Source organism: Saccharopolyspora pogona (genome assembly GCF_014697215.1).
GTDB classification, from domain to species: Bacteria; Actinomycetota; Actinomycetes; order Mycobacteriales; family Pseudonocardiaceae; genus Saccharopolyspora; species Saccharopolyspora hattusasensis.
This window is the reverse complement of the sequence record NZ_CP031142.1, coordinates 102,549-125,972: the sequence shown is the minus strand read 5'-3', so window position 1 is coordinate 125,972 and position 23,424 is coordinate 102,549. Positions and strand designations below refer to the sequence as shown.

Below are 23,424 nucleotides of genomic sequence, written 5' to 3'. Positions count from 1 at the left end.
CGGCCCACTCCCCACGTACTGCTTAGCCCCAGCAACACCACCGAACCGCCGGGCCCGCCCACCGGACGCCACCTCCAACCGAGCCGGATCCCGATCACCAGCCGGCCCCGCCACAAACTGCTGATCGAACTTAAGAGAATTATAGAACGCCACACACGCCTCCAGGCAGTTCACTCGATAACCCTCACCACCGGAAGAATATTGTTCCGGTTCACCCCCTCCAGGAACTTTGCCAGGCGAAGGTTATGCAACTTCCTCGCCACCGCCTGCACGTCACCCAAGCGCGACTCAACTGTCTGCAACTCCGCCGGAGTCCACTGTCCCCGCTGCACCCACTGCTTCGCAGTTTCGACGTTCTCACGCACACGGCCCGGATTGAATTCCGGCGGCATCGTGTTCAAATGCCGCTCCATTCGACCCGTCAACTCGGCCAACTCCGCAATCACAGCCGGCACGGATGCCGCAGCCTGCCCCTCCCGAGACTCACCCACGTGTTCCCCGGCCGGTTCGCGCTCGTCACCCACAATCTCGGCCAACTCCGCACGCAACGCCTCCAACTCCGCCTGGAAAACCGCACCCGACTCCCGAAACGCCTCCAACTGCCTCTGCCGATCCTCATCCCACGCCAGCTCCTGCAACGCCTCCAACTCCGCCGTCTGCGCCTCGAACTGCCACACCGCCGCCTCCACCGCCGCAACCCGCAACTCCCTCTCATCGCGGGTCATACTCCCCGCCTGCTCCTCAGCCTCGTCCACGCCCTCCTGCGCCTCCTCCCGCCACTCAACGAGATCGACGTCCCCATCCGGCGACGCTTCCCGTTCAGCCCCAGCCGACTCCGATACCCCGCTCGGCACCATTGCATCCTGCTGCCCACCTGCCCCCACACCCGCAACCCGCCCCGCCTCAGCCTTCCCCCGGGCCTGCATCGACTTCAGCGCCGCCCTATTTTTCTTCAGCCTGTCCCTCGTCTTCGTCAACGACGCCTCCAGCTCAGCCACCTCGTCCCGCAACGTAGGCAGCCTGCCCTCAACCTCGATACTCTGCGTCGACGCCTCCAACGGCTTGATCTTTTTTTTCAGTCTCCATACTTTGGGCTGCAGCCGATCTTCCTGCCTTGCGTCTATTTCTATTTCCTGCCGCAAATCGAGCTCGGCCTGCTTCTCCGGAGTCAGCCGCCCCTGCTCCTTCAACTCCTTCAACTTCGCAATCGCGTCGTCGGCGTCGGCCTTTCTCGCCCGCGCATACTTCTTGACAGCTTTCCTATTTGTCTGCTTCCGCTTCGCCACCTTCGGCTCGAGCGTCGCCAGCTCGTCCGCCTGCTCCTTAGTCAGCTTCTCCCGCCCCTTCAAATCCGCAACCCGGGCGGCGGCGTCCTTTTCCGTCTGGTAATCCGTCGCGTTACGTTCCTTCTTCTTGCTCTCCCACGTCGCCACCGCCGACTCGAGCTTCGCCAGCTCGTCCGCCTGCTCCTTGGCCAGCTTCTCCCGCCCCTTCAAATCCGCAACCCGGGCGGCGGCGTCCTTATTCGCCTGGTACCGCGCCGCGTCGCGTTCCTTCCTTCTCTGTTTCTGCTCCGCACTCCGGTGGCCCTGCTGTGCTGCCTGATCCGTCGGCGCGGACCCATCGCCCTCTCCGCCTTGATTCCCGGAATCAACCCCAGCGGTTCCTGCAACCGTCCGCCGCTTGGACGCCCTGGAAGAACTCCGGTCAGCCTCCTCCCGTGTCCTCTTCATCCTCTTCGTGCCGGCTCCCCCTGCCACCGCCCCAGACACACCCCGGCGTTTGGGACCTGTCACCTCGGTCGGCAACCCGGTTCCCCCGTCCTGGCTGCGCAGCCGGGAACCATCGGGCGGCAACACCATCTCCCGACCCGGTCCCACCTCCAGCACCGGAATCACCCACACCCCGGTCGCAGCCAAGACATCGGCTTCCTCGACTTTCTCCCCCTTCTGCGGATCCCACAGATCCACCACCTCTTGCCCATCGCGGTCTCCGGCATGCACCGCAGCGATCAGATGCGCACTATCGTCCGGTCGCTGGTAGATCACCGGCACAGCCACACCCACCGGCCCACTCCCCACGTACTGCTTAGCCCCAGCAACATCACCAAACCGCCGGGCCCGCCCACCGGCCGCCACCTCCAACCGAGCCGGATCCCGATCACCACCAGTCGGCCCCGCCACAAACTGCTGATCGAACTTAAGAGAATTATGGAACGCCACAAACGCCTCCAGGCAATTCACCTGGAAAGGCTCGCCACCGGAAGAATAATTGTTCCGGTTCACCCCCTCCAGGAACTTTGCCAGGAGACGGTTGTGCAACTTCCTCTCCACCGCCTGCATGTCACCCAAGCGCGACTCGACTGTCTGCAACTCCGCCGGAGTCCACTGTCCCCGCTGCACCCACTGCTTCGCAGTTTCGACGTTCTCACGCACACGGCCCGGATTGAATTCCGGCGGCATCGCCCTCAAATGCCGCTCCATTCGACCCGCCACCTCGGCCAACTCCGCAATCACAGCCGGCACGGATGCCGCAGCCTGCCCCTCCCGAGACTCACCCACGTGTTCCCCGGCCGGTTCGCGCTCGTCACCCACAATCTCGGCCAACTCCGCACGCAACGCCTCGATACGTTGCTGCTCCGTCTCCCAATCCCCCCGCAAACCCCGATCGAACATCGGCAACGTCGCCAACTCCGCCCCCAGAATCTCGTCCCAACCCGGCAACGCCTCCAACGAAGCCAGATCAGACTCAGCCTGCTTCAGCGACTCCCGCAGCTGCACCACCCGCAAATCCTGCCCCTCATCGCGGGTCGTACCCTCCACCTGCTCCTCAGCCTCGTCCAACTCCTCCTGCGACTCCTCCCACTCCGCCTGGAAAGCCGCATCCTGCGGCACATCTGAATCCGCCAGCTCCGGATCAAGCCACGCATCGAGATCGACGCTCCCATCCGACCGCGCGTCCCATTCATTCTGTTCATCCCGATCATCCCCAGTCCACTCCGATCCGCTCAACACAATTGCACTCTGCTCGTCCTGCTGCCCACTTACCTCCAAACCCGCAACCCGCCCCGACCCAGCCTCCCCCCTGGCCTGCATCGACTTCAGCTCCGCCCTATTTTCCGTCAGCCTGTCCCTCGTCGCCTTCAACTCCCCATCAAGGCGAGCCACGTTGTCCCGCAACGTACGCAGCTCGCCCCGCTCAGCCTCGGTCGGCCGCCGCAACGCCTCGATCTCCCTAGTCTTTTTCTTCCGTGTCGATACTTGGACTCTCAGCGAATTCTCCTTCTTTCCGTCCGTTTCTATTTCTTTCCGCAAATTGAGCTCGGCCCGCTGCTCCGGAGTCAGCCGCCGCTGCTTCTCCAACTCCTCCAACTTCTCAATCGCGTCGGCGGCGGCGTCCTTGCTCGCCCGTTTATATCTCGCGTTAGCTTCCCTATGCGTCTGCTGCCGCTTCGCCACCTTCGGCCCGAGCTTCGCCAACTCCTTCGCCTCGTCCTTAGTCAGCGTCTCCCGCCCGTTCAACTCCGCAACCCGGGCGGCGTCCTTTCTCGCAATCCCCCCAGCCCCAGCCTCCCCCCGGTCCTCCATCGACGTCAACGCCGCCCTATTTTCCTTCAGCCTGTCCCTCGTCGCCTTCAACTCCAACTCTTCCTTTTTCCCCCGATGTACCCGGACGCTCAGCCGATTTTCCTCCTTTTGGTCCGCATCTATTTTCTTCCACAAATCGAGCTTGGCCTGCCGATTCGGAGTCTGAGCAGGCAACGCTGACAACTCCGCAACTTTCGCAGCCGGCCGCCGACGGCGAGCCGCCCGCTTTTTATTAATCTCACCCCGATTACGATTCGGGTTAGTCTCCGCGTTATAATCCGCAATGTTTTCCGCATTATTCCGGCGCCACATCGCGTTACTTTTCTTTTTCTGATCCTTGTTCGTCTGTTCCGGCGGCGTCGGCTCCTCCTGCTGCTCCGAAGTCGCTTGCTCCGCCCGCGCCAATTCCGCCGCAATCCGCTGATCCGGGTCTGCTGTCCGATCGGTCGGCGCGGACCTATCGCCCCCGCCAGCGGGTTCTTCCGCCTGCCGCCGCTTGGGCGCCTCGGAACTCTCGCCAGCCTCCTGCCGGGTCCTCTTCCTGCCAGCCACCGGCTGAACGCGAGGCTGACGCTTCGGACCTGTCACCTCGGTGGGCAGCCCAGCCCCCCAGCCCTCGCGCCGTAGCTTGGAACCGTCTGCCGGCAACACCACCGGCCCCTCCGGTTCCTTGAGCGCTTGCTCGTTGACCGAAGCCGACGCGTTGCGTACCGGATCGCCGTCCGTAGGGGAGTCCGTCGCGGTGGAGGCAATCTGGCTTGCCCGCCTTTCATCGGTCCCGGACAGGCGCCGTCGCGCGCCATCCGGCTCCGGTTGTTCCTCCTGGATCGGTTCCAGCCCCGGTTTCGCCGTCTCGTGGGACGGTCCCGGCCGGTCCGCAGATTTTGCGGGACCGTTGTTCGGCGTCTGAACTGTCTTGGCCGCCTCCGGTTTCGGACTCGGGCGCATCGATGTGCGCCGAGCGGTGTGGAATTCTTGTGCCAGGTTCCGCGACAGCTCGTCGGCCAGCCGCTGGTCATCCTGTGACAGCGGACGCGCCAGCACCGCCGCCATGTCGTTGCGCAACGCCAGAAGCTCCTCCGCGGTCCGAGCGCCCAGGGCACGGAAATCGTGGTCCCTGGTCAGGACCGTCTCCGCCCGCCACCGCAACGACTCCTGCCCGAGCGCACTGAGATCGCTGAAGACCGGCCTCGACCGCTCCGCCTCACGCCGCAAGTCCTCCCGGGTCCGCCCAAGGCCGTTCGGACTGACCTCGGATTCCGCGGGATCACGCACGAGCGGGCCCGGCTCGACCCAGATCTCCACCCGCGTCGGTCCTTCGGCGTGCAGGAGCTGCGGCGCTGCGATCAGCCCGAGAGCGTCGGCCCCGAAACGGTCCCCCTTGGGGACATCCGGCTGCGCGAGGTCAAGCCAGCCTCGCAGGTCGTTCGCGACGAAGGAGAAATCCTGCACGGCCTGCGATGTGCCATCGGTTTTTCTGGCGAGATCGCCGCGCACGACGTAGCGGGCGCGGGGCCGGCGTCCCTCCCGCTTCGCGTCGACGGCCTTCCGCACCACCGGGAACAAGGCGTAGCGGTTCTGCAACCGCAACCGCGGATCTTCGCTGATCGTCAGGCTCGCATCGCTTGGGGCACCCGCCAGCGCCGGATCGGTCCGGGCGTGGGCAAGTTGGGTCTCGTAGTGCCGCTTGGCCTGCCACCACGCGTGTTCCGCGCCCTGTGTACGCGTGCCCGCCGCATCCGAAGCCTGCTGCGCCGTCTGCTTGCCAACCGCGGCAGCCAGCAGCTCCCCCCGATCAGCCCGTTGTTCGGCTTGCGTGGCCTGTGACAGGGTGAAAAGCGCGGCGCGTTGCTGGTCGCTCGCGGAGGTCCATTCCTGGTCCCGTTCGGCGAATTCCTTCGTGGCGGCCACCAGCCCGGCCGGCAGCTCGTTACCGCGGTCGCTGCGGCGGATCACGTAACCGGCCCCGAACATGGCGCTGACGCCGGCTCGCCGCTTGCCGATGCTGTGCTCAGCGGGGGTGGCGACCAGGCGGAACTCCGCGCCGTGCAACCAGGTGCTGGTGATGTCCTTCAACGGAGAGTCCGCACTCTCGCTGGGAATCGATTCGCCGGCCGTCTCGGATTCCGCTCGGTGTTCGGTTTCGGATTCATGCCCACCGCGGGAAATGAGCGGAATGTTCCAGTCACCGGCCTGGCCGAACTCGTGCCGGCCTTCCTCGTAGGTCTTCGCTCCCTCAGGGTGCGAGACACCCCCGGCGAAAAACGGTGCGACGAGCACGGCATGCCCGCTGCCCGAGCCGGTCACGTGCTCCTCGGCCGAACGGCTGTTCGGCGCCGAGCCATCCAGTTTGATTCGTCCGCTCGTCGAGGAGAGCGCGCCCCGATCCGGAATCTTGAGGTAGAGGTCCAGGTTCACGCCCAGTCCGGGCGGCAGATCGACCGGCACAGGCTTGGGTTCCGGATCTGTCAAGGGGCCGAGCAGCGCCTCCAAGCGGTGCGCGGTGAACCACGCCCGCAAACTCCGGCGCGCCTCCGCGCTCACCGAGCCCCCCGCGGAGGTGATCGCGTGCTCGGCGGCCGCGATCACCTCTTCGACACGCCCGCGGAACTCCACCGCCCGGAACTTCCCGTCCCCGGGCAGAACCTCGGCGTCGTGGTCGGTCTTCCAGCGCTGAATGGCCTCCTCCGTAGCCTGCGATACCGTCAGATCGGTGATCTCCGCCGCACGGGACCGCTGGGCCAAATCCTCGGGCAGGGTGTCCTCGACCGCCGTGCTCACCCCGATGATGCGATGGTCCGGGGCTGCGGCGATCCGTTCCCCCTGGCGCTCGATGCGCACGTCGAAGAGCACCTCGGCGCGATGCGTTGCCAACGCACCGGAGACCGTCTCCGAGCTCGTGTAACTCGTGGTCGGGGTCTGCGTGCGGCTACGAACCTGCTTCAGCCATTCGGCGAAGTGGATGAATCCCAGACCCAGCCTGCCGAATCCCGGTCCATGCTGCGGGATCGATTCGCTGCCCGCCGACCCGGCTCCCCCCGAGGAATCCGGCGCCACCATCACCACGCCCGGGATCGCACCCGACATGACTTCGAGGAAGACCGTGGTGAGACTGCGGATCTTACTTGCGGCGATGGACGCCACGCTGGCCGTCGCCAGCCCGCCGTGCTTGATCCCCTCCACCTCCGGCTCACCCAGAAGTTCCGCCCCCACATGAAGTTCGTAGGTGCGCCCCTTCCACCTGCCTTCCCACCGCAGTTGTGTGCCGGCACCCCCGTTGGCGAGGTCGCCGAGCTTGGCCTGCACATTGGACAGGAACTGCTCGGCCGTGCGGTCGTTGCCCAAGGGCGTGCCCTGCGCGGAAACCGGCAGCAGCGAGTCGGCCGCGTCGGGGCCGAGTTCGGGTCGCTCGGAAATCTGCTGGCGCAGCAACGGAATCAGGTCGCTCAAATCCACCGGCTCGGCGACCCCTCGGCTCCAGGACGGGGAGCCCAGCGTGTGCCCGTGGGGAACCTTCACCACGTCCATGGGCGCCTCCAGCGCCTCAGTGGACACCACCACCGGTTCCATGCCCGCTTCGCGTGCTCGGTGCGCCTCGAACTCGGCCTGCCTGGTCTGGAGCTCCTGCAACTGCCGGTCGTCCACCAACACCGTCATCGACGCAGGCAGCGTGAACCGCTGGGCGGAGCGGGCGAGCGGCTTGCCCTTGAACAACTTGGGTTTGTCGATCTTGCCCACGGTCTCGACCTCGACGCCGACGGTATTCACGACATCCACCGTGACCAGGTGGAGTTCGCGCGGTTTCCCCGTCTCCGACCGGGTAAGGCTGCTGTCGATCGCATGTCCCCGTTCACGCCGGTAGCTGCCGGACCCCGGGACCCACTCTTGGATGGCCAAACCGGACGCGACGTCAGTGTTGTCATCCACCGCGATCATCGCGGGCTCAATGGAGTTCGACCAGAGGAAGGTGCCGGCCTTGCTGTTACCGGTGGTGCGTCCACCGGTCACCGACCGCGTCGGCCGCTCCCAGATCTTGACCGGATTACCGTCACCATCCAGCACCGGCTCGGGGTTTCGCATCATCCGCGAATACTCGACCACAGCACGCTGCTCCCGGCGGCGCTTCGTCGTCACGTTCAGCCCGTCAATCCGGAACTTCTTACTCAAGGCACGCGGATTCCCCCGAAAGCCGTTGAGCGAGATCCCGCGATCGATCAGGTTCCTGTTGTTGCCGCGTTCCCAGTTCGAGTGCCCAGAAAGTTCCCGGAGCTGCCGGAATACCGATTCTCGAATGTATTTGGAACCATGCTCGGATACCACCGGCATACCGTCGAAAACCCGGGACAGGCCCTGCCGCATCGCCTCATCGTCATAGGGAACCGAGGTGGACTCGACGGGTTTGACGGCAGCGGCGCGCAGCTCCTCCAACTGGGCTTTGAGCTGGTCGGCCTGCCACACAGGCAGTTCCACCACGATGTCGGTCTCCACGACACCCGCATCCCGGCCCTCCTCCTGGGCCGAAGTGTCCACAATCGGCAACGGATGATCCGCCGGCGTGTGCATCCCCGGCCTGCCGATCGTCACACCTTTGACCAGTTGGTTCCATTCCTGCCAGTGCGTCCCCGACGCCGTGTACCGCACCCGGAAGGCCAGCCGCTTGCGAGGCTGCGCGCCCACGCCACCCGTGGCAGCCGGCTCCGTGCCCCGATCACCGCCGAAGGACAACGAAGTGTCCTCCCCCACGTGCGAGGACTTGCTCCGGTCGAAACCCAACTTGTGGTAGCTGGTGACAAGGGAGAACTGGCCGGCCACCACCGAGTAGACACGGCCCACAAAACCGCCCCCGGCCCTCCACGACACACCCCTGCTCTGCTTGACCGACTCCGATTCGGACATCGTCACCCCGGCATCGGCCTCGTCGACCGCACCCAAATCCCGGACTTCGCCCACCACCTCCGCCGCCACCTTCAACGACACGTGATAGTCGTGTCCCCGACCATGCTCGACCATCTCGATCGACGCGGCCTGATCGGTGAGCATCTCCTCGACCACCCGCGGGGACGACAACGTCTCGCCCGCGAGCGAACTGTCGATCTGATGACCCCGCGCCAGCTGCTCGTGGGCCTTGCCCGAGATCCCCCTGGCCAGCTTCGGATCATCAAAATCGATCACGAGATCAGTGTTGCGCCAACGCCCCCACCGGTGATGCCCCGGAATCTCATGCGCCGTATCGCGAAGGATCCTGGCCAGCTTCGCCCCCGCACCACTGGCCTCCAGCGCCGCGCTAGTGATATCAGCCGCGCGATTCGGATGCGGCCGGCCGTCCTCTCCCAGCAGACCCGCTTCCCGCGCGAACTCCGACGGCGTCCAGTGCAAGCCATCGACGGCGTCGGCAAACGTCATCGGGGACCGACCGGGCCCGCGGACCTGCAGATCGTAAACAGTGCGGTAGCGAACGATCTCGACCTCGCGGGAAGCGGTGTCACCGACCTTCGACGCGGTCGTGAACTCCTGGTCACGGCTGCGGCCGCCACCAGCCGCGGCAAAAGGCCCCGCCGCCGCGGTGACCACCCCGACGTCCACGCCGGGCCCCGCCGACCCCGAGCCCTCACCCTCACGCCCCGAACCGTGAACGTTCACCGCTTTGGTGCCATCCTCGAAGGCCGACTCCAACGGTGCCTTGTCCATCGTCTCGAGGTAAGCGACCTGCCTGGCGACGGCCCGCATCTGCACACCCTGCGTCCGGCCCGACAGCAGGCGCTTGAACCAGTTACCCGAGCGCAGCGGCGTCTCCAACGTAACCCAGCCCCGATCGGAGGCCTCCGCCCGCGCACTCACCCGCATGTCCAGCAAAACCCGCTTGACATCGTCGGGACCCAGGAACTTCCGCAGGGCCTTCCGCGAGTCCTCATCCAGCGACCCAAGCTGGGCGGCCACCTGATCATAGATGGTCGGCGGCCGCCCGGACTTCGTCTTCGCCCGCAAGGGTTTGCCCTGATACCGACCACGAGTCAACTCCCTGACCGTAGCGTCCTCCAACACCGAAGCAGGCAACTCACCCGGCATCGGCACAACACGTGCACGCGTGATCGGCCGCAATCCCGTGGGCACACTCAACACGGTGCCCACCGGGCCCGCCTCGGGATGACCGCGCCCACCCACGATCACGACAGGACCAATGCTGTGCCCGTCCTCGTCAACCCGGGAAACCCGGAACGTCACCGGCACGTACACCTGCTGTGAGCCGGCGTATTCACTGTCACTACCCGAGGTTGCGCGCTCCGGCAGCGCGATGCGCATCGACTGGCTGTGCGTTTCGGCATGGCTCGTGACGCGGTTCGAAGCCAAGCCAGTCGGCACGTCGACAAGACCCAAAGCGTAAAGACCCGGCACGGCGGGCACGAAGAACAACTGCCGGAAACGCGGCCGATGACTAGACGCATTCATCGTGCCCGCCTTGTGATCGGCAGCCGAAGTCGCCGACTGCTCGGCGGCCTCTGCATCCACAGCTTCGCTGCCTCGCCAGTCGAACTCCTCCGCCTGCACCCGCACCGACACACCACCGACCTCGAACACCCCGCCCTTACCAACCAAGCTGCGGATCTGCTTCCGCACGACATGCTCCACCCACTCGATACCGACCGGATCGATGCCCTCGGGCACCACACCCTCCACCGCCTCCACGACCCGACCCGCTCCGACCGTCTCAGCGATCTGCGACGCCGGGCCCAGCGACTCGCCACGGCGGAGATAACCGGGAATCCGCAACCGAGGTCTGTCCCGGTCGGCATCGACACCGTCAACCCGCGCCTGAGCAACCGCCGGTTGGTTTGGCGGCTCGCTGTCATCGGAGAAAACGCGGGACTGTTCGATCCGATCCGTCCCATCGAACAGCTCGGTCTGCTCGGTCTGCTCGGTCAGCTCGGTCTGCTCGGTCAGCTCGGTCTCGGTTCGACCGGCATCCGAACCGGACGAACCCCAAAACGACCGGGCACCACCGTCAGCGGAGAAATCCTGGTCCGCCCACACACCAGGCCAAGCCTGACGACGACGCGAACCATTCTCACCAGCCGAGACAGCACCACCGTCCACAACAGACCCCGCGGCACGCGTCGGGTCCCCGGACGGCTCCCCGTCATCGTCCGAAGTCCTCAAGCGTTCAAGCCGCTTCAGCAACGCTGGCCCTACCGTCTCTTCGAACTCGGCCTCATCGAAGTCGCTCTCCGCGTCATCGGACTCCGGACTCCGGCGCCCGAACGTCCCCGCATCCCAACCACCATCACCCGAGGACTGGACACCATCACCGCTGGAAGAGTCACTATCGCCCGGCCACGAACCGACCCCATCATCGGACTCAACCCGCCCGCGGTTCCCGAACGTCCCCGCATCCCAACCACCACCGTCCACAGCAGACTCCGCGACGCCCATCGCGTCCCTACCCGGCTCCGGACCCGCGCCCGCACTTATCTGCGTCAGCCGGCTCATTTGGCGCTCCAGCTCTACACGCAGTTGCACCGCAGCAACTCGATCATTCGGGAAATTCAGGATCTGATGCGCCATCAGCACCCGAGCCGGCCGGTACTCCCAAAGCGTCCGACCCAAAATGCTGTCCGCGCGAGCAAACGCCTCGTTCCGCCTGTCCTCGTCAGCCTCCGCCAACTCACTCAGCGCAACCCCGTAGGACTCCTGCAAGCTCTGCGCCAACGGATCAGGGTTCGTCCCACCGCCCACACTGGACGCGGATACTTGTTCCTCGGGCCGGCTGGTGCGGTCTGGGGTTTCAGTGCGCCCGCCAGGGCCCGGCTCGGCGTCCCACGCAGAAGCCCTTGGGGCCTCGTGGCTCAAGGGCTGCAGGTTCTGCTTCGCAGCAGCCCGAGGATCAACAGCGTCGACAACGGCAGCAGGCCCACCAGCAGGCGAAGACCCACCCCCACCAGACAATTCCGCAGCCCGCGCCTGCGCAACCCGCGCCGCGTTCTTACGGGCCCTCGAAGCTGTTGTATTCCTTACATTCCTTGCCTTCCTGTTCTTCTCGTCGTTCGCAATCGTGTCCAACTCCGTCCGCACCGTCGCGATACGCCCCGGCAGCGCATCCCACTCCGCCTGCTGAGCCTCATCCCACTCCCCCCGCCCCGGCAACTCCTCCAACGTCGCCTTCTGAGCCTCCAGCTCCTTCAGCGACGCATTCAGCTCCGCAACCCGCTCCTCCAGCTCCCCCTTCTTACGGACCCAACGCTCCCTCGTAGCTGCTGCCTTCCTTTCCTTCCTGTTCTTCTCGCCGTTCGCAATCGTGTCCAACTCCGTCCGCACCGTCGCGATACGCCCCGGCAGCGCCTCCAAAATCGCATCCCGAACCGGATCGAACGCCCGCCCCTGCAACGACACCTCCAACGTCGCCTTCTGAGCCTCCAGCTCCTTCAGCGACGCATTCAGCTCCGCAACCCGCGCCTCCAGCTCCCCCTTCGTACCGGCGTAACGTCTCCGCGTAGCTGCTGCATCCCTTTCCTTCCTGTTCTTCTCGTCGTTCGCAATCGTGTCCAACTCCGTCCGCACCGTCGCGATATGCCCCGGCAGCGCATCCCACTCCGCCTGCCGAGCCTCATCCCACTCCCCCCGCTTCTTCGACGCCTCCAACCTCGCCTTCTGAGCCTCCAGCTCCTTCAGCGACGCATTCAGCTCCGCAACCCGCCCCTCCAGCTCCCCCTTCGTACGGACCCGATGCTTCCTCGTAGCTGCTGCAATCCTGTCCTTCCTGTTCTTCTCGTCGTTCGCAATCGTGTCCAACTCCGCCTGCACCGTCGCGATACGCCCCGGCAGCGCATCCCACTCCGCCTGCCGAGCCTCATCCCACTCCCCCCGCTTCTTCGACGCCTCCAACCTCGCCTTCTGAGCCTCCACCTCCTCCAGCGACGCATTCAGCTCCGCAACCCGCGCCTCCAGCTCCCCCTTCGTACCGGCGTAACGCCTCCTCCCAGCTGCTGAATTCCTTTCCTTCCTGTTCTTCTCGTCGTTCGCAATCGTGTCCAACTCCGTCCGCACCGTCGCGATACGCCCCGGCAGCGCATCCCACTCCGCCTGCCGAGCCTCATCCCACTCCCCCCGCCCCGGCAACTCCTCCAACCTCGCCTTCTGAGCCTCCACCTCCTCCAGCGACGCATTCAGCTCCGCAACCCGCGCCTCCAGCTCCCCCTTCGTACCGGCGTAACGCCTCCTCCGAGCTGCTGCATACCTGTCCTTCCTGTTCGCCTCGTTCGCAATCGTGTCCAACTCCGTCCGCACCGTCGCGATACGCCCCGGCAGCGCATCCCACTCCGCCTGCCGAGCCTCATCCCACTCCCCCCGCCCCGGCAACTCCTCCAACGTCGCCTTCTGAGCCTCCAGCTCCTCCAGCGACGCATTCAGCTCCGCAACGTGCTGCTCCCGCGCCTCCCTTCTACTCGCCCAAGGCGTCCGCCCCGCTGCCTGCCCCTCCGGTCCCGGAACCGCACCTGGCCCCGGACCCGCGCCCGCACTTATCTGCGTCAGCCGGCTCATTTGGCGCTGCAGCTCTACACGCAGTCCCTCCGCAGCAACTCGATCATTCGGGGACGTCAGGTACTGATGCGCCATCAGCACCCGAGCCGGCCGGTACTCCCAAAGCGTCCGACCCAAAATGCTGTCCGCGCGAGCAAACGCCTCGTTCCGCCTGTCCTCGTCAGCCTCCGCCAACTCACTCAGCGCAACCCCGTAGGACTCCCGCAAGCTCTGCGCCAACGGATCAGGGTTCGTCCCACCGCCCACACTGGACGCGGATACTTGTTCCTCGGGCCGGCTGGTGCGGTCTGGGGTTTCAGTGCGCCCGCCAGGGCCCGGCTCGGCGTCCCACGCAGAAGCCCTTGGGGCCTCGTGGCTCAAGGGCTGCAGGTTCTGCTTCGCAGCAGCCCGAGGATCAACAGCGTCGACAACGGCAGCAGGCCCACCAGCAGGCGAAGACCCACCCCCACCAGACAATTCCGCAGCCCGCGCCTGCGCAACCCGCGCCGCCTTCTTACGGGCCCTCGAAGCTGCTGTATTCCTTACACTCCTTTCCTTCCTGTTCTTCTCGTCGTTCGCAATCGTGTCCAACTCCGTCCGCACCGTCGCGATACGCCCCGGCAGCGCATCCCACTCCGCCTGCTGAGCCTCATCCCACTCCCCCCGCCCCGGCAACTCCTCCAACGTCGCCTTCTGAGCCTCCAGCTCCTTCAGCGACGCATTCAGCTCCGCAACCCGCTCCTCCAGCTCCCCCTTCTTACGGACCCAACGCTCCCTCGTAGCTGCTGCCTTCCTTTCCTTCCTGTTCTTCTCGCCGTTCGCAATCGTGTCCAACTCCGTCCGCACCGTCGCGATACGCCCCGGCAGCGCCTCCAAAATCGCATCCCGAACCGGATCGAACGCCCGCCCCTGCAACGACACCTCCAACGTCGCCTTCTGAGCCTCCAGCTCCTTCAGCGACGCATTCAGCTCCGCAACCCGCTCCTCCAGCTCCCCCTTCGTACCGGCGTAACGTCTCCGCGTAGCTGCTGCATCCCTTTCCTTCCTGTTCTTCTCGTCGTTCGCAATCGTGTCCAACTCCGTCCGCACCGTCGCGATATGCCCCGGCAGCGCATCCCACTCCGCCTGCCGAGCCTCATCCCACTCCCCCCGCTTCTTCGACGCCTCCAACCTCGCCTTCTGAGCCTCCAGCTCCTTCAGCGACGCATTCAGCTCCGCAACCCGCCCCTCCAGCTCCCCCTTCTTACGGACGTAACGCCTGCTCGCAGCTGCTGCAATCCCTGCCTTCCTGTTCGCCTCGTTCGCAATCGTGTCGAACCCTGCCCGCACCGTCGCGATACGCCCCGGCAGCGCATCCCACTCCGCCCGCCGAGCCTCATCCCACTCCCCCCGCTTCTTCGACGCCTCCAACCTCGCCTGCCGATCCTCCAGCTCCTTCAGCGACGCATTCAGCTCCGCAACCCGCGCCTCCAGCTCCCCGTGCGTAAGGGCCCGATGCTTCCTATCAGCTGCTGCATGCCTTGCCTTCCTGTTCGCCTCGTCGTTCGCAATCGTGTCCAACTCCGCCTGCACCGTCGCGATACGCCCCGGCAGCGCATCCCACTCCGCCTGCCGAGCCTCATCCCACTCCCGCCCCTGCAACTCCTCCAACGTCGCCTTCTGAGCCTCCAGTTCCTTCAGCGACGCATTCAGCTCCGCAACCCGCTTCTCCAGCTCCCCCTTCTTACGGACCCAACGCTTCCTCTCAGCTTCTGCACGCCTTGCCTTCCTGTTCGCCTCGTCGTTCGCAATCGTGTCCAACTCCGCCTGCACCGTCGCGATACGCCCCGGCAGCGCATCCAACTCCGCCCGCCGAGCCTCATCCCACTCCCCCCGCTTCTTCAACGCCTCCAAATCCCCCTGCCGATCCACCAGCTCCTTCAGCGACGCATTCAGCTCCGCAACGTGCTGCTCCCGCGCCTTCTTTCTGCTCGCCCAAGGCGTCCGCCCCGCTGCCTGCCCCTCCGGTCCCGGAACCGCACCTGGCTCCGGATCCGCGCCCGCACTTATCTGCGTCAGCCGGCTCATTTGGCGCTGCAGCTCTACACGCAGTCCCTCCGCAGCAACTCGATCATTCGGGGACGTCAGGTACTGATGCGCCATCAGCACCCGAGCCATCAGGTACTCCCGAAGCGTCGGACCCAAAATGGTGTCCGCGCGAGCAAACGCCTCGTCCACCTCCTGCTGGCGGTCCTGTCGAGCCTCCTCCAACTTCCGCTGCGCAACCTCGTAGGACTCCCGCAAGCTCTGCACCAACGGATCAGGGTTCGTCCTACCGTCCACACTGGACGCGGATACTTGTTCCTCGGGCCGGCTGGTGCGGTCTGGGGTTTCAGTGCGCCCGCCAGGGCCCGGCTCGGCGTCCCGCGCAGGCGCCCTTGGGGCGTCGTCCTGAACAGCCGGTACCCCATCGTCGCCGTCCAACGACCGGGCACCATCACCACTGACAGAATCGCCATCGCCCACCCCCGAACCGACCCCATCCCCAGGCTCCGGACTCCGACGCCCGAACGTCCCCGCATCCCAACCACCACCGTCCAACGACCGGGCACCATCACCACTGACAGAATCGCCATCGCCCACCCCCGAACCGACCCCATCCCCAGGCTCCGGACTCCGACGCCCGAACGTCCCCGCATCCCAACCACCACCGTCCAACGACCCGGCACCATCACCACTGACAGAATCGATACTGGTCAGCCACGAGTCGGCCCCATCATCGGACTCAACCCGACTGCTGCTCCCGAACGTCCCCGCATCCCAACCACCACCGTCCAACGACCGGGCACCATCACCGCTGACAGAGTCGAGCCCAGCGTTCGCGTTAGTGATCAACGCACTCAGCTCGGCTGCCGCAGCAGACTCCCCTGATCCCTGATCCTCCGGTCGCGGAACCGCACCTGGATCAGAGTTCGTCCCACTGTCCACACTGGACGCGGATACTTGGTCCTCGGACCGGCTGGTGCGGCCCGAGCTTTCAGTGCGCCCGCCAGGGCTCGGCTGGGCATCCCGTGCAGGAGCCCTCGGGGCGTCGTCCTGAACAGCCGGTATCTCGCCATCGTCGCCATCCAACGACTGGGCGCCATCGTCGCTCGCGGAGTCGCTATTGGTCAGCCGAGAGTCGATCCCGTCGTTGGGCTCAACCGGACTGCGATCCCCGAACGTCCCGGCATCCCGACCGCCTTTCTCAATCGAACTCAAATCCTTGGAATCCGGATCCGGCCTGACACCAGGCATCGGGCCCGATCTGCCAACGCCATAACCGTTGAAACCATCGGGGGTGTTGTCCTTCACAACAGCGGTATCGGGTAAACCATCGGGGATGTTGTCCGTCACAAACTCATCCGCCGTACGGGATGGCACGCTCCGCTCGACGGCGTCACCGTCGGCCCGCTGCCCGTCCGTCACACCGACAGCGACACCATCCTGATCCTGCGCGGCAACGTCGCCCCCCACCGAGACAGCACCACCGTCCACAGCAGGCCCCTCGGCGGGCAATGTGCCCCCGGACGGCTCCGCGTCTCCTCTCAAGCGATCAAGCCGCTCCAGCAACTCTGCCTGTTGCTCATCCAAGAATCGATCGATGTCAACCTCGGCGGACTCCGACCCATCCTCAGCGGAATCCTCCCCTGATCGTCCCGCTGCCTGATCCTCCTGTCCTGCCCCGGCTCGGACACTCAGCCCGCTGCCCCGCATACGGAGCCCGTCCGCCAACGCCCGGGAAAACTCCACCACCTGGTCCTCGTGATCCCGGCCGAGCTCGTGGTACTTGGCCGCGACCAGCGCCACCACATCCCGCAGCGACACGGCAGCATCCCCACGAGCCAACCGCCGGACGTCATGCGTGCCCTGCACAATCCGCGCCGCCGCCGTCTTGTCATCATCCGACCAGCCCTCGTGCTTCGCCCGGGCGATCTCGCGGCCCAAATTTGACGGCGACCACTTCCCCACCGGTATCCCACCGGTATCCCGCGTCATGTCCGCCCCGGACGTGGCCGTTGCCGCGGGCTGTACCTCCCCGACCACCGAGGTCGTCTGGGCGGCCGGTGTCTCGTCCGGGGCCACCGTCTTCTCACCGGAATCCGGAACCGCTGCCGAGGCCTCCGCCAGACCGGACAACTCCTCGCGTCCCCCGGCCGGCACCACAACACCAGGCCCGCCCACCGGCCTGGGACGAGAACCATCCGCCGCGAACACCGTCCACCGCGACCCGCGCCCCTCCGGCCCCGGCGCCACCGCGACAACATTCCGCCCCAGGCCCCGCGCCAGAGCCGAACCCTGACCCAACGACACCACCACACCCGCACCCGCACCACCGTGGGCGACCAGCACCACAGGACCGCCCGCAGAGCCCGCAACACCATCCCGCACGAACCCCACCAACCCGCCACCGGCAACCACACTCGCCGGCACCGGCACCCGCACCGCGTCCGCCGGCAGGCCCGCAGGCAGTACCGCCACCGGGTCCTGCTGCAGAGACGGCACCGCCTGCGACCCCGTATCCGCCGGCAACACCGCCGAATCCGGCAAACCCGCCCCAGCATCCCCGCGATGCCAATCCCCACGCCCCGCAACCGAATCCACACCAGAACCATGCGGGATACCCGTCGGGGACCTCTCCCCCACCGAATCCGGCGCCTGCGAGTCCAGCACATCCACCGGCCGGTCCCCAGCCACACCACGACCATCCACACCGTGACCATCCACACCAGACACCCCGGGCATAGCCCGATCGCCGGGCACGCGCTGATCGCCACCGGCAACCGGACTGTACGGCGGAGGCGGCGTCACCGGCCTGTCCGGACCAGAACCCGGTGTCTCATACGAATATGCCGGCGGCGGCGTACCCGGCCGGTCCCGCCCGGAACCCGGCACCACCGGAACACCACCGGTCGCGTCCCCGCCCGGCCTGCCCGCGCCGTCCGTGCTGTACGCGCCGTCTTTGCCGTACGCGCCGTCCGTGCTGTACGCGCCGTCCGTGCTGTACGCGCCGTCCTTGCTGTACGCGCCGTCCTTGCTGTACGCGCCGTCCTTGCTGTACGCGCCGTGCGCGCTGTGTGTGCCGTCCTTGCTGTCTTCAACAGCGGACACCACGGGGTCTTTGCCGGAGGGCACCGACATCGCGTCCGAGTCCACCTTCCCGGTGCCCGGCACCGGGAAAACAGAGTCCACATCAGACATATCCGAGGTTCCGGATGGGTCGAACACGCCGTCCTTGCCGTCCTTGACGACCACGCCATCAGGGGCCGGAACCGAACCCGACACCACCGGAACCCCACCGGAAAGCACCGACACCGCATCCGAATCCACCGACCCGGCCGAAAAGACAGAGTCCACATCCGAGACATCCGAGGAGGCATCCGATCCATCCGATCCATCCGATCCGTCGGAGGCGTCGGAGGCGGTGAACACACTGCCCGAGGAGCCAGGAACCTCACCTGTCTGCGACCCGGAAGCGTTCTCCAGCAGCGGGGTCTTCTCCCCACCCGCCGCATCACCGCTATCACTGTCCCGACCGTCGTGGCCGGTGTCGTCGAGGTACGGGCTCGGGCCTTCCGGCACCAGCTTGCCCCGCAACACCAAACCCGCCACCGTGCCCAGCGCGCTCAACACCGACTCCGACGCTCCCGCCGTCAGCGCCCACAAGTTCCAGTCCACCGGCGCACCCGTGGCCGCCTGATACCCCACCTCCCCGAACAGCTCCGACAACGCACCCTCGAACGCATCCCCCAGCTCATCCGCGAACCGCGCCGCCCACATCGCCCGCACCGACATCCCCGCATAATCATCCAGACTCTTGCTCACCGCATCCGCGAAGCGCGCCATCGCCGACACCGGATACTTCTCCGCGTGCTCGGCCACCGCCCGCCTCACCGCCGCCTCCAGAATCGCCGAATCCACCTCATCACCCAGCCCCCGCACCAACACCTTCGTCAACGCGTTGCCCACCAGACCACCCACCGCCGACAACGGCAGCGACACCAACGCCGAAAACGCCCCCATTCCCGCCGCCTGCTCGCTGAGCTTCCCATCCCACTTGTCACCCGACTTCTCACCCAGCATCTGCAGCTGGGCCTGCAGATCCGGCAGCACGTTGAACGCCACACCACCGGCCGCCGCCATCGCCAACCGCATGAACAACTGGCCCCACCACCGCGACAACAAAAACCGCATCACCGCCATCCGCGCCGCCAGCCACGCCATCGACGCGCCACCGGTCGCCCCCGCCATCGCCACCGCCCACGCCATCTCCAACAACAACAATTCCAGACCATAAATCGTCACCAACTTCAAATACCGCACCTGCCGCGCCAGATCCCGCACGAACACCGCCAACTCCCGCAACGCCCCCCCACCCGAAGACAACAACCCATCAAAACCCTCCAACCCCCCGCAAACCGGTCCGCCGCCTTCCCCGAAAACTCCGTCCGCACCTTCCCCACCAACTCCCGCAAAAGCCCCTCAATCTCCGCCACCCCCACCGCACCCGACTCCAACGCATCCGCCACCGCGAACAACACACCCTCATCCGCATCCGTCATATCCTCACCCGTCAGCACCTGAAAAAGCCGCCGCACCTCCGCCGGCACCATGATCGACGAAAACATCACAACCACCCAACCCCAGCGCCGCCAAAATCCAAGGCAGCAACGACGAACGCGGGAATCAGCCTTTTGATCCACCGGCGCGGTGACGCGCAAAAACCTGGTAGCCGGACGGCCTCAGCCGCCCGGCACCGAAACCAAGTCACACCTCCCACAACGAAAACACGGCTCCTTCAAGCAGCAAGGTTCACCACGCCACTCGAATCCACGAAGATGTCACTCGCGACGGGCTATGCACGTGAGCGAAAGATGAGCTACAACACGTATCCGTACTCGCGAGCCAAAGCGCATGACCCGGAACTCGAACGGTGCGGTCTCGATGAGCGGCTGAGCACGCCCGTCCATCGGATCAAAGAGTTGAACACCGTCGGTATCGTTCACAGCCAACAACAGGTGGCCGACGCTCTCCCGGCCCCGGGTGTCCTTCCTGCGCAGCCACACCAGCGCCTGGGTTTGCGCGGGAAAAGAGGCGATCTCCTCCAGAACCCCGAACCAATGCTCTTGGACGCTGATACCGACCACGGGGCCGAGCTCGGCCACCATAGGGCCGAACCACCCAGCCTGCGCGGGTTCCGGCGGTGGCATCAACCCCGGTTTTCCGGCGTTCCAGTCGTCCAGCCACGCCCACGGATCACGGTTGGGCAGGCCGAACGGCTCTTCACCAGCTGCTTTCGGAACCACCAGGGCCGCGTCGAGCATTTGATCGCGCCAGTCGCCACTCTGCTGGAAACTCCGGGTGGTGCAGGCGAACAGCCAGCCACGCTCGGTCTCGTCGGCCGGATCAGGAGAAACAAGCTCCACCTCGCCATCGTAGCGGTACGCCAGCCACGCGTCCGCTTTCTCGACGGCCCGGAGGAATTCGTCCGCCGCGACTTCCCACGGCAGCAGCCCGCCGACGGAATCACCTTGCGGGCGGTGAAAACGCGCCACCACAAGCTCAGCTACCTCGGCGTCGTCCTGCTCCGTGTCGGCGTCCCGATCGAACTCATCCTTCGGCTTGCCCGACAGTGGCGGTCGTTTGCCCAGCATCAATCCACTTCTCCTTCTGCCGCTCTGCGGGGCTGAAGGTGGCTTGGACGTCCGGCAGGTGGTTCTTCACCAGGTGCACCAGGTGCACCAGGTGCAATGATCGCTTCATTGCGTCTCCGAACACCGTAGGCTGGTGCTTCGACGTCCAGCGTTCCTCAGCGCCACACAGGTTGCATTTCTGCGTGTCGTCTTTCGCAACGCTGTACTCAAGCTGTATCGGGTGCACGCGGACTTGCGCCATATCGGGCTACTCCTCGGGTCGGCACGACGGTTGAACACCTCCCCTCACCTTACCGTGATAGAGGCTCTAGACATGTGGTGACCTGGTCAATCGGCCATCTGGCTATCACCTCTTGAGGGCCGTAATGGATGCGGACGGTTGGCGGCGGGAGGGGATCACGACGCCAACCGTCCGCGACGGACCGGTGCCGGGTCGGGGGGCTGCTCCGGTCGGAGCAGACACAGCACCGGGCCGTGCCTGGGGTTAAGCGGTGCGCCTGTGACGTCCGCTCATTACCTCGGCCGGTGACTCTTCCCGCAATGCCCGGACTAGGCAGTCGGGGCACGCTCTCGCGGCCGGTGGCGTATTGGACTTGCCCATGTTGAGCCCGCATCGCGACGTCGCGATGGTGCCGGGCTTGCGTTCGTGTGCGAACCCGAGATGGTCAGTCCAGACCACCCGGACCTCTGGCGGTCCCCTCTTTGTCAGGATGAGATGAGACACCTGGTGTGAGTGCCGGGTACCGGAGCGAGGGCGGGATCGGAGATCCTGATAGACGTGTCCACTTCATCCGACAGGCCCGGCCAGCCCGCTCAGCAGCCTGATCCTGCCGCACGGTCATCGCGGCGGGTGGTCAACCCCGAAGGTGAGCTCATGAGCACATCGGCACAATCGATGCGAGACACCAAACTGCACAGTGCGCAAGCGTGCGTGCGTGATAGCTCTGTGGGGCTCGACATCACCAAATACCTGTTGGCCGCTAAGTTTCTCGGACACACACAGGTGATACCGGAATGGGACGCGGCTACTTGGATTCACCGGCTCGACGGCTGCACGACTCAACGGCAGTGCCGCAGCGTGGAAGCGGAAGAGGCGCGAGCGTACTTCGACTCATGGCGACTGCTAGAGCTGCAATTCGACGGGCAGGTGCCCTACCACTGGCGTTTCTTCGACTCCCGCACCAGCGAACTCAATCACAACGCCAACGCCAAGCAGACCGCGAACCGCAACGCCACCAACCCGACTAACGCCATGCTGAACTACTGCTATGAAGTGGCGAAAGCCGAAACGGTGTTGGCGTGCTACGTCACCGGGATTGATCCGAACTCGGGCGTATGCCACTCCGACGACTACCTACGATCAATGGCGTTGGACCTGGTGGAAGTCGCCCGCCCGTCCGTAGAGGCGTACGTGTCCCACCTGATCACCAACCGGACGTTCAAGCGAACCGACTTCGTAGAAAAAGGACTCGGGCGTGGTGCGAGTGCTGCGGCCACTGACCAGCGAGCTACCCGAACAGCGGTTGATCTGGCCGAACACGTCGAACACGTCCGCAAGCTGATCAACGGCACCGTGAAGGAATGGAAGCGGGCGGACTCCACCAGGCTCACCGGCACCAACGGCCGTGAAGGCCGGCACAACGGCCACCACGTGGCGTGAGCCGCCACCCTGGCTAGGTCTACCCCACAGCCGAACACGATAGCTCAGCGGCGATGCCCCGCACCCCCGGTGCGGGGCATCGCCGCATCTGCACCCGTGTTCGCCTTGAACGCATCACGCGGCTTGTTCACATCAGCCGTTACAGTGCGTGTGCACGGATCAAGGCGTTTATTTTGATCAAGACCATTATGCGGCGGATCTCGCGAGATGGGCCGCTGCTTCATAACCCGTTTCAATTGAAACTGTGGACCCCACCGATGCGTGGCGAGGTGGTCACGCCGCGGCGCCGGCCGTGCCCAGACATCGATGATCAGATGCCGGCCGATTTCAGCAAGGGGTACGTTCTTGTGCGCATTTCGTCCTCGTATCCTTCGATCGCCTCGATCAGGCCCACCCGGCCAGCGGCTGCGTCGATCAGCGCTGTGGCGAGGGAACCGGCGTCTCGGAGGGCGCTGTTGGCGCCGTCGCCAAGCATGGGTGGCATCGCGTGGATGGCGTCGCCGAGAACAGTGACGTTGCTCAGCCGCCAAGCCGCGACAGGCCGGACAACACGGTTGGTCTTGGGCACGATCGAGCTTGGCAGGACGTTGGCCACCAGGTACCGCAACCCGGGATGCCAGTGGGCGACTGCACGCCGCATCACGTCGTGGAGAGAAGGCTTTGAACCGGAGAAGAAGTCCGTCCGGGAAAGTCCGATGCTTTCCACTGCGGACTCGAGACTGACCGACACGTAGTCATCGACCTCGTCGAGCCGCAGCCCTGGCGCCAAATCCCCTGCCGCGGCGGTGAAATTGCGGCGCGCCTCGTACACGCCTGCTGCCATGAGTGAGCCGGAGGGGTCCATCGTGTCACGAAGCTGTCGTCGAAGGCGTCTGGAAGTGCATGCCGGAGGGTGGGTGTCAGCGGCGCCTTCGACAGCAAGACGTACTCGACGAACACGTCGACTTCGGCATCCGGCAAGAGCTGACACCGGACCACTGAGTTGATCCCG

At 65.6% G+C, this 23,424-nt stretch carries 5 protein-coding genes; 1 reads left to right on the top strand and 4 read right to left on the bottom strand.

The window, feature by feature from the left end:
• Nucleotides 1-170: 170 nt before the first annotated feature.
• The 3 genes from DL519_RS00205 to DL519_RS00195 form a co-directional block, all read right to left on the bottom strand.
• On the bottom strand, nt 171-19,505 hold the full coding sequence (locus tag DL519_RS00205) for a hypothetical protein (protein ID WP_190812367.1): 19,335 nt from the start codon (nt 19,503-19,505) through the stop codon (nt 171-173).
• A 455-nt stretch (nt 19,506-19,960) separates the two neighbouring features.
• Nucleotides 19,961-20,773, bottom strand: coding sequence for a YrhB family protein (locus DL519_RS00200; RefSeq protein WP_223840175.1), 813 nt, complete (start codon nt 20,771-20,773; stop codon nt 19,961-19,963).
• Nucleotides 20,730-20,882, bottom strand: a complete 153-nt coding sequence (locus DL519_RS00195; RefSeq protein ID WP_190812366.1) for a hypothetical protein — start codon at nt 20,880-20,882, stop codon at nt 20,730-20,732. The genes DL519_RS00200 and DL519_RS00195 overlap by 44 nt, the downstream gene beginning before the upstream one ends.
• Before the next feature lie 741 nt (nt 20,883-21,623).
• Between DL519_RS00195 and DL519_RS00190 the strand changes: the two genes are divergently transcribed.
• On the top strand, nt 21,624-22,433 hold the full coding sequence (locus DL519_RS00190; protein ID WP_190812365.1) for a CRISPR-associated endonuclease Cas1: 810 nt from the start codon (nt 21,624-21,626) through the stop codon (nt 22,431-22,433).
• A 310-nt stretch (nt 22,434-22,743) separates the two neighbouring features.
• Here the strand turns inward: DL519_RS00190 and DL519_RS00185 are convergent, their stop codons facing one another.
• Nucleotides 22,744-23,256 carry an FAD-dependent oxidoreductase gene (locus DL519_RS00185; protein ID WP_190812364.1) on the bottom strand — a complete coding sequence of 171 codons (513 nt, stop codon included), beginning with the start codon at nt 23,254-23,256 and terminating at the stop codon, nt 22,744-22,746.
• Nucleotides 23,257-23,424 lie beyond the last annotated feature (168 nt).